At 68.2% G+C, this 8,885-nt stretch carries 7 protein-coding genes; 3 read left to right on the forward strand and 4 right to left on the reverse strand.

What is annotated here, in order from left to right:
- A complete protein-coding gene (fadD4, locus tag A5648_RS12895) occupies window positions 1-1,518 on the forward strand; it encodes a fatty-acid--CoA ligase FadD4 (protein WP_065024929.1) in 1,518 nt (505 codons plus the stop codon).
- Here fadD4 and A5648_RS12900 read toward each other — a convergent pair whose 3' ends face one another.
- Entirely contained in the window at window positions 1,519-2,556 is a 1,038-nt protein-coding gene (locus A5648_RS12900) for an FAD/NAD(P)-binding protein (RefSeq protein ID WP_065024930.1), read from the reverse strand.
- A gap of 339 nt (window positions 2,557-2,895) precedes the next feature.
- Between A5648_RS12900 and A5648_RS24910 the strand changes: the two genes are divergently transcribed.
- Window positions 2,896-5,238, forward strand: coding sequence for a PGRS repeat-containing protein (locus A5648_RS24910; protein ID WP_065024931.1), 2,343 nt, complete (start codon window positions 2,896-2,898; stop codon window positions 5,236-5,238).
- Window positions 5,239-5,322: 84 nt separating this feature from the next.
- On the opposite strand, the gene A5648_RS12910 is transcribed toward A5648_RS24910, so the two are convergent.
- Window positions 5,323-6,489, reverse strand: coding sequence for an acyl-CoA dehydrogenase family protein (locus A5648_RS12910; protein WP_065024934.1), 1,167 nt, complete (start codon window positions 6,487-6,489; stop codon window positions 5,323-5,325).
- A gap of 27 nt (window positions 6,490-6,516) precedes the next feature.
- On the opposite strand from A5648_RS12910, the gene A5648_RS12915 reads away from it, so the two are divergent.
- Window positions 6,517-7,479 (forward strand): MaoC family dehydratase, encoded by a 963-nt coding sequence (locus A5648_RS12915; RefSeq protein ID WP_065024932.1) that lies wholly within the window; start codon window positions 6,517-6,519, stop codon window positions 7,477-7,479.
- On the opposite strand, the gene A5648_RS12920 is transcribed toward A5648_RS12915, so the two are convergent.
- Window positions 7,476-8,627 (reverse strand): acyl-CoA dehydrogenase family protein, encoded by a 1,152-nt coding sequence (locus tag A5648_RS12920; RefSeq protein ID WP_065024933.1) that lies wholly within the window; start codon window positions 8,625-8,627, stop codon window positions 7,476-7,478. The two genes, A5648_RS12915 and A5648_RS12920, sit on opposite strands and share 4 nt — an antisense overlap.
- Before the next feature lies 1 nt (window position 8,628).
- Window positions 8,629-8,885, reverse strand: a 257-nt coding sequence (locus tag A5648_RS12925; RefSeq protein WP_267887818.1) for an acyl-CoA dehydrogenase family protein, incomplete at its 5' end; no start/stop codon positions are given.

Raw genomic sequence — 8,885 nt, forward strand, 5'->3', positions numbered from 1 at the left:
ATGCAGATTCGGGAACACGTCGGCGCCGGCAAGCCGGCCATCATCTTGCACCCGTCGGGCATCGTCATCACCTTCGACGATCTCGAGGCCCGCGCCAACCGGTTGGCGCACTTCTTCCGCCGCGCCGGCCTCGTCGAGGGCGACACCGTAGCGATCCTCATGGAGAACAACGAGCACATGCACGCGGTCATGTGGGCGGCGCGCCGCAGCGGCTTGTACTACGTACCGATCAACACCCACCTGACCGCGGCCGAGGCCGCCTACATCATCGACAACAGCTCCGCCAAGGGTGTCATCGGATCTGCCGCGTTGCGCAAGACGTGTGAGAACTTGGCCGAGCATCTCCCGCAAGGCCTTCCCGACCTGCTGCTGATCGCAGATAACGACTTGCCGGGCTGGCAGCGTTACCCCGAATGCGTTGCCGATCAACCCGATACGCCCATCGACGACGAGATCGAGGGCGACCTGCTGCAGTATTCGTCCGGCACCACCGGCCGGCCCAAGGGCATCAAACGCGCACTGCCGCACCTACCGCCGTCGGAGGCGCCGGGCCTGATGTCGATGCTGGTGGCGGTCTGGATGACGCCCGACTCGGTCTACCTGAGCCCGGCGCCGCTGTATCACACCGCCCCCTCGGTGTGGTCGATGCAAGTGCAGGCCGCCGGCATCACCACGGTGGTGCTGGAGAAGTTCGATCCGGAGGGCTGCCTCGACGCGATCCAGCGCTATCGGGTCACCCACGCCCAGTTCGTGCCCGCTCATTTCACCCGGATGCTGAAACTGCCTGAGGCGGCCCGGAATTCCTACGACGTCTCCAGCCTGCGACGGGTGATGCACGCCGCGGCACCGTGTCCGGTCGAGATCAAGAAGCAGATGATCGACTGGTGGGGGCCGATCGTCGACGAATATTACGCCTCCTCGGAGGCGCACGGCTCGACGTTGATCAGCGCCGAGGAGTGGCTGGCCCGTCCGGGCTCGGTCGGCAAGCCGATGATGGGCGGGGTGCACATCCTCGACGAGGACGGCAACGAACTGCCCGCCGGCCGGCCCGGCGAGATCTACTTCGAGGGCGGCAACGCCTTCGAATATCTCAATGACCCGGACAAGACGGCCAATTCGCGCGACAGCCGCGGGTGGGCCACCGTCGGCGACATCGGCTACCTCGACGAGGACGGCTATCTGTACCTCACCGACCGCCGCCACCACATGATCATCTCGGGCGGTGTGAACATCTACCCGCAGGAAGCCGAGAACCTGTTGATCACCCACCCGAAGGTGATGGACGCGGCGGTGTTCGGGATTCCTGACAACGAGATGGGGCAGCGCGTCAAAGCGGTGGTGCAGACCGTCGATCCGTCCGACGCCACCGACGACTTCGCCGACGAGCTGTCGGCCTGGCTGCGGGATCGGATGGCGCACTACAAGTGTCCGCGTTCGATCTCCTTCGAGGCGCAACTGCCGCGCACCGACACCGGCAAGCTGTACAAGAACGAGCTGGTGGCGAAGTACTCCGTGTGATCACGTGCTGTAGCGCAGCCACAGCGGCAGAGCGTCGTCGAGCAACTGCATGAACTTGTACAAGCCGACCCGGTACTCTCCGGATCCCAACGGGTTTATCCGGTATTCGGGAAACGCGATGCCGATCCCGAACAGCCCGGGCGCCAAGATTCCGTTGCTGTCGTCGTAAGTCAGTGGGCCCCATTGCGGCGTCAGCGGAAGCTGTCTGCGCTCGAACCCCACGGTGTAGACGACGTGGCTGCATTCCTGGAGGCGTTCGCTGAACTCGGGACCGTCCACCCAGCACCTGTGCAGGCGCGGCGGATGGGTCCCGTCGATGTTCTCCCGAGCCCACCGGGCGGCCTCCCCTTTGAGTCCGGTGTCGTCGAAGAGAATCCAATCCTTCAGGTACACCGCGTATTTGAGGGGGTTCCGGTAGAAATTGTTCACCTTCCGTACCGGGGTCTGCAGCAGGTTCGGTAGGGCGATCATCGACGAGTGCGACGAGCCGAATACGGCGACGGTCGCACCGTCGAGGGCCAGCTGCGAAAGTTTGCCGGGATCCAGTGCCACCTCGAGCGGGATCTCCTCGAGTCCGGGATAGCTGAGCCTCTTGGGAACCGACCCGATTGCAAGGATCACGTTCGTCGAGCTGAGCTTTCCGCCTTCGGTGTGCACGGTCCAACGCCGGTCCTGCAGCGTGAGTTCCGTCGCCACCGTTCGCAACGGAACAACGCGCTCGCAGAGCCGCTGGGTCACCCAGACCAGGGGATCGGCGACCATGCCGAGCGCACAGGTCTGTTCCGGGTCGAGGGTAGTGAGCTCGAACGCCGGCGCCTCGTCGAAGCGAAACGATGGAGACGCGTTCAAGTAGTCCAGGAACAGCCCGACCTTGGTGTTACTGGAGACCGCGCGCCATTTGCCGCCGACATCGCCTGCCTCGAAATCCGGGTCTATCCAAGCGATCTCATTCCCAGCAATGCCATGGTCGAGCAGCCGTCCCACCGCGGCGATGCCGGCCGGACCTGCTCCGACCACGGCCCAGGAATAGGTGTCCATACCTCGATGGTCCCTCCGCCCGCCGCCGGCTGGTAGGGCCGGACCGCTTGGCAGGCCGCAACCGGGACTTGTGGCGGTGCCTGCCGGTCTGCTCGCGGGATGCACCGCCGACCGAGCAGGCCAAGTGGCCGGCAATGCGCCGGGCGTCCCGTGAAGCACAGCCCGTTCTCGAGGTGACGGAAGCTAAACATGAACAAGAGACCTTTTTCCGAGCGAACGGTTCTCTAAAATGGACACCCGGCCGAATTGACGCTAACGTCAGCACCCGCCCGACAGGGGCTCAGGATTCATTAAGGGACACGCTAGGTTCGGCGAGGATTGAGGAAGGGGTCGCCAGCGATGGCAGACGATCGGCGCGGTAACGAGGGCGCACAGACTTGGCAGAAGCGGTCGCGGCGGCGTGATCGCGCCATCGGGGCCGCAGCCTCGGTTGGGGCGTTCTTGACATTCGGGATGGCTCCCCTGGCGGCCGCGCCGGCTGCACAAGCCGACGACTTCGGCTTGGACGCGTTCTGGGATTTCTTCGGCCTTGGGGCCAGCAGCACCACGTCCAACTTCGACCTGTTCGACGCCACCGCGTGGGGCATCCCGGGCGCTGCCGACGGTGGGCTGTTCGACGCCGACTTCGCCCAGATGTGGCAGGACAGCTTCTATCTGCCGTTGCATGGCTTGTTGCAGGACTGGATCAACTCTGACTTCGGCTCGAGCGTCAACGGCGTGATCAACCAGATGTTCGCGCCCTTCACCGACGGCTTCTGCGGCATGATCTGCAACGGCGCCGACGGCACCGCGGAGAGCGTCGACGGCCAGGCCGGTGGCCTGTGGTTCGGCGACGGCGGCAACGGCTGGTCGTCCAACCTCGACGAGGTGGCCGGCGGTAACGGCGGCCACGCCGGTGGTATCGGCAACGGCGGCGACGGCGGTGCCGGTGGCCTGGGTGCCGACGGCGGCAACGGTGGCCACGGCGGCGAGATGTGGGGCAACGGCGGCGACGGTGGCGCCGGGGGCAACGGCACCGCCACGCTGGCTGCCGGCGACGGCGGTACCGGTGGTTCGTCCGGTCAGGCCCAGGACTTCTTCGGCATGGGCGCGTGGGGTAATGGCGGCAACGGTGGCGCCGGTGGCGCCGGCTGGACCGGCACCAACGGCTCCACGGGCTCCGACGGCAACGGCACCAACGGTATTGCCGGTGGGGTCGCGGGTAACGGTGGCGCCGGTGGCGCTGGCTCGTCCTTCGTCGGTATCGGCGGTAACGGTGGCGCTGGCGGTGTCGGCGGTAGCGGTGGCCACGGTGGTAACGGCGCAACCGGTGACGCCGGGACGTTCGACAACAACGGCTCCGGAAACGGCGCGGTCGGCGGTAACGGTGGCGACGGCGCTGTCGGCGGCAAGGGTGGCGTCGGTGGCGCGGCCGGTATCGGCGGTTCGGCCAACGGCTCGGTCGGTGTCGACGGCGACGGTGGTCTCGGCGGTAACGGTGGCCTCGGTGGCGACGGCGGTACGGGTGCCAACGGCCTGGCGGTGAACGGCCTGGGCGCCAACGGTGCCAACGGTGGCGATGGTGGCCAGGGCGGTAACGGCGGGGCTGCGGCTGCCGGCGGTGCGGCCGGTGGCGCCAGCGCCAACGCAGGTGCCGACGGTGTCGACGGCGACGGCGGTGACGGCGGTAACGGCGGTAACGCGTCGGCCGGCACGCACGGTGTGGACGGCATCAACGGCTCGACTGCTGCCGGTGGCGGCACCATCAACCCGTCCGTCCCGGCGACCAGTGGTGGCAACGGCGCGGTCGGTGGTAACGGTGGCGCCGGTGGTAACGGCGGCGGCGTGGCCGGCAACGGCGGCAACGGCGGCGTCGGCGGTGCCGGCTCCGACGGTGGCGACGGTGGTCAGGGCAGCACCCGGATCCACGAGGACACCGACTCCGTGCACGGCCTGTACAACCCGCCGGGCAACGGCGGCACCGGTGGCGCCGGCGGCGACGGCGGTGCGGCGGGTGCCGGTGCGGCCAACGGTAGCGACGGCCAGATCGGTGACGGCGGCAACGGCGGCAACGGCGGCAAGGGCGGCAACCTCGCGGACCCGACCGACAACGCATCCGTTGAGGGTCCGGATGGCGCCGGCACGATGGGGCCGCAGGGCTCTGCCGGTACCGGTGGTGCGGGCGGCGCAGGTGGCTCCGGAGCCACAGGCGGTGCCGGTGGTAACGGCGGTGACGGCGGCAGCGACCTGAGGGCCGGCGGTGCGCACGGCGGTAACGGCGGCCACGGTGGCGCCGGTGGCGCGGGCCTGGAGAACACCGACGGTTCCGGCGGTGTCGGCGGCGACGGTGGCGCCGGTGGTAACGGCGGCGAGGGCAGCAACATCCGCTGGGGTGACCCGAACTGGGCCACCACCTCCGGTGACTCCTCCTCGGGCCCGATCGACAACGTCCGCGGTGGTGCGGGTGGCGACGGTGGCGCCGGTGGCGCCGGTGACGTTACCGGCGGTAACGGCGGTAACGGCGGCAACGGCGGCGACGTGCTCACCCCGCACCTGGGCGACGACGGTCTCAACGGCGGCGCGGGTGACACCCCGGGTACCGGCAGCACGGGTGGTACCGCGGGCACCGGTGGTGCCGCGGGTACCGGCCCCAACGCCGGTAGCGCAGGAGACGCCGGCACTCCCGGCACCGTCCTCCCGTAGTAGTCCGGACAGCGCAAGGGAAACACCCCGCACAATCGTGCGGGGTGTTTCTCGTTGGGCCTTCGCTGGGCGTGCCGGGCGGGGCTAGATCCCGCCGCGCGAAACCAGTTGCGCGGCAATAACGTTGCGCTGGATCTCGTTGGTGCCTTCGCCGACGATCATCAGCGGGGCATCCCGGAAATAGCGCTCGACATCGTATTCGGTCGAGTAGCCGTACCCGCCGTGGATGCGCACCGCGTTCAGCGCGATCTCCATGGCCACCTCGGAGGCGAACAGCTTGGCCATGCCGGCCTCCATGTCGCAGCGCTGGCCGCTGTCGTAGCGTTCGGCGGCGTAGCGGGTGAGCTGGCGTGCGGCGGTCAGCTTGGTCGCCATGTCGGCCAGATAGTTGCCGACGCTCTGATGCTTCCAGATCGGCTGGCCGAAGCTCTCCCGTTGCTGGGCGTAGGCTAGCGCGTCCTCCAGCGCCGCGGTGGCCACCCCCAACGCGCGGGCCGCAACTTGAATGCGACCGGTCTCCAGGCCCTTCATCATCTGCGCGAAACCGTGGCCGGGCGCGCCGCCGAGCACCGCGGTGGCCGGCACCCGGCAGCCGTCGAAGCTGAGTTCACAGCTCTCGACGCCCTTATATCCCAGCTTGGGCAGATCGCGTGAGACCGTCAGCCCGGCAATCGGGTTGTCCACCAACAACACCGAGATCCCGCTGTGCCGCGGGGTGGCCTTCGGATCGGTCTTGGCCAGCAGCGCGATCAACCCCGAATAGCGGGCATTGGAGATCCAGGTCTTGGAACCGTTGATCACCAGGCAGTCCGGGGCGGCCGGAGAAGATACCGCGGTGGTCGTCATGTTCTGCAGGTCGCTGCCGCCGCCCGGCTCGGTCAGCGCCATGGTGGCCCGCAGCTCCCCGGTCGCCATGGCCGGCAGGTAGCGGCGCTTCTGTTCGTCGGTCCCGAACAGGGTCAGCAGTTTGGCGACGACGGTGTGCCCGCCCATCGCCCCGGCCAGGCTCATCCAGCCACGCGCCAGTTCCTGCGTGACCAGCACATAACACGGCATCGACACCGTTGTGCCGCCATATTCTTCGGGGACGGCAAGGCCGTAGATCCCCAGGTGCTTCATCTGCTCGATCCACGCCTCCGGGTAGGTGTTGGCGTGCTCGACGTCGCGGACCGACGGCTTGACCTCCCGGTCGATGAATTGGCGCACGGTCTCGACCAGAATCGACTCTTCGTCGCTCAGCGGGGACGTCATCGGTTCACCGTATGTCAGGATTTTGAGATGACCAGCGAGCCCTACTTCGACGAACTCCATGTCGGCCAGGTCTTCGACGCGGCTCCGTCGATGACGCTGACTGCAGGTGCCGCGGCGCTGCACCAGGCGATCCTGGGCGACCGGTTGCGGCTGCCGCTGGACACTCAGCTGTCCTACGTTGTCACCGGGGCGACCGCGGCGCTGGCTCACCCGGGGTTGGTGTGCGACGTCGCGATCGGGCAGTCGACGCCTGCCACCCGGCGGGTCAAGGCCAACCTGTTCTACCGGGGTCTGGCTTTCTTTCACTTCCCGGTGATCGGTGACACCCTGTTCACCCGCACCGAAGTGGTCGGGTTGAAGCAAAACTCCGTCAAACCCGGCCGCGAACCGACCGGGTTAGCGGCCCTGCGGGTGACCACCATCGATCAGGTCGACCGGCTGGTGCTCGACTTCTACCGCTGCGCGATGCTGCCGCTGTCGCCCGGCGCCGAAAACACCGGGCACCGCGACGACTTGTCGGCCGTCGGCAGCGGACTCGCGGCACCGCCGGATGTCACCGCGCACTGGGACGCCGACGAGTTCCGGCGGCGGGTGCCCGGCCCGCACTTCGACCCCGGCTTGGCAGGGGCCGTGTTGACCAGCACCGGCGACGTGGTCAGCTTGGCCCCCGAGTTGGCCCGCCTGACCCTCAATATCGCTGCCACTCATCATGATTCGCGGGTGGCGGGCCAGCGCCTGGTCTACGGCGGGCACACCATCGGGTTGGCGCTGGCCCAGGCCTGCCGGTTACTGCCGAATCTGGTCACGGTGCTGGGCTGGCAGTCTTGCGATCACACCGGGCCGGTCCACGAAGGCGACACCCTTTACAGCGAACTGCACGTCGAATCGGCCGCCGACAACATCCTGAGTTTGCGGTCGCTGGTCTATGCGGCCGGGGATGAGTCGGATCGCCAGGTGCTGGACTGGCGCTTCACCGCACTGCAGTTCTAGTGCGGCAGGTCGCGGAACGGGGCATCCCGGTAGGGATCCGGCTCCTTGGGTAGGCCGAGCACCCGCTCACCGATGATGTTGCGCTGAATCTGGTCGGTGCCGCCACCGATGGAGGTGAAGTAGGCGTTGAGCGCCCGGAACGTGACGGCGTCACCGACCGGATTCTCCGGTCCGCTCAGCATGGCCTCGGCGCCGACGATCTCGGTCGCCACCCGGGCCGTCTCGTGCAGAATCCGCGACATCGCGATCTTGCCGAGCGCCAGCAGGGTAGCGGCCTCGGCGCGGTCGGGACTGGTCTTGGCCCGCTGGGTATTCCACCGGTTCACCGTGGACAGCGCATGCGCGCGGGCGATCTGCTGACGGATGTGGGAGTCGCCGAGGCAGCCGGCGTCGCGCGCCAATTCGACCAGGTCGCTGGACTTGTCGCGGCGGCTGCGGGTGGTGCGGGCGATGTCGCCCATCAGCCGGCGCTCGTAGCCCAATGCGACCTGCAGCACCGACCAGCCGGCGCCCGGCTCACCGATCCGGTTCGCGTCGGGCACCCGGGCGTCGGTCAGGAATACCTCGTTGAACTCCGATTCGCCGGTGATCTGATGGATCGGGCGGATCTCCACGCCGGGCCGTCGCATCGGCAGCATGAAGAATGTGATGCCGTTGTGCTTGGGCACATCGGGGTCGGTGCGCGCCACCAACATGCCGTAGTCGGCGGTGGTCGCGAAAGACGTCCACACCTTCTGCCCGTTGACGATCCAGTCGTCGCCGTCGCGTTCGGCACGGGTGCGCAGGCCGGCTAGATCCGACCCGGCGCCGGGCTCGCTGTAGAGCAGGCACCATTTGCTCTCCCCGCGCAACGCCGGGGGCAGCAGCCTGCGCTTCTGCTCTTCGGAGCCGCAATCGTGCACGGTGCAGGCGAACAGGTCGGCCCGGTCGTGTCCGGTACCCGGGGCTCCGGCGGCCGCGAATTCGGCCGCCACCAAACGTGATTGCCGGTCGGTCAGACCACGGCCGTAGCAGGACGGCTCCCACGACGGCGCCGTCCACCCGGCCTTGAACACGGCCGCAGCGAAGGTCGCCCGGTCGACCTCGGGTGACCAGTTCGCGGCCAGCCAGTCGCGGACCTCGGCGCGCAGGGCAGCGTCTTCGGTCATCTCACGCTCCGATCTCACGCAGGTAGCGCTCGCGGTGCCAGGACGGGCTGCCGAACAGCTGGGCATCGCCGCGCGCCCGGCGCAGATACCGGTGGGCGGGGTGCTCCCAGGTGAACCCGATCCCGCCGTGCACCTGAATGTTGGTGGCGCCGACGAAGACGAACGCCTCCGAGCAGTAGGCCTGCGCCAGCGCCAGGTCGGCGAGCCAGCCGCATGAACCCGTCGAACCAGCGGTTGCGGCGACGTGGCGCGCGGCCG

It is taken from the genome of Mycolicibacter sinensis (assembly GCF_001673565.1).
GTDB lineage: Bacteria > Actinomycetota > Actinomycetes > Mycobacteriales > Mycobacteriaceae > Mycobacterium > Mycobacterium sinense_C.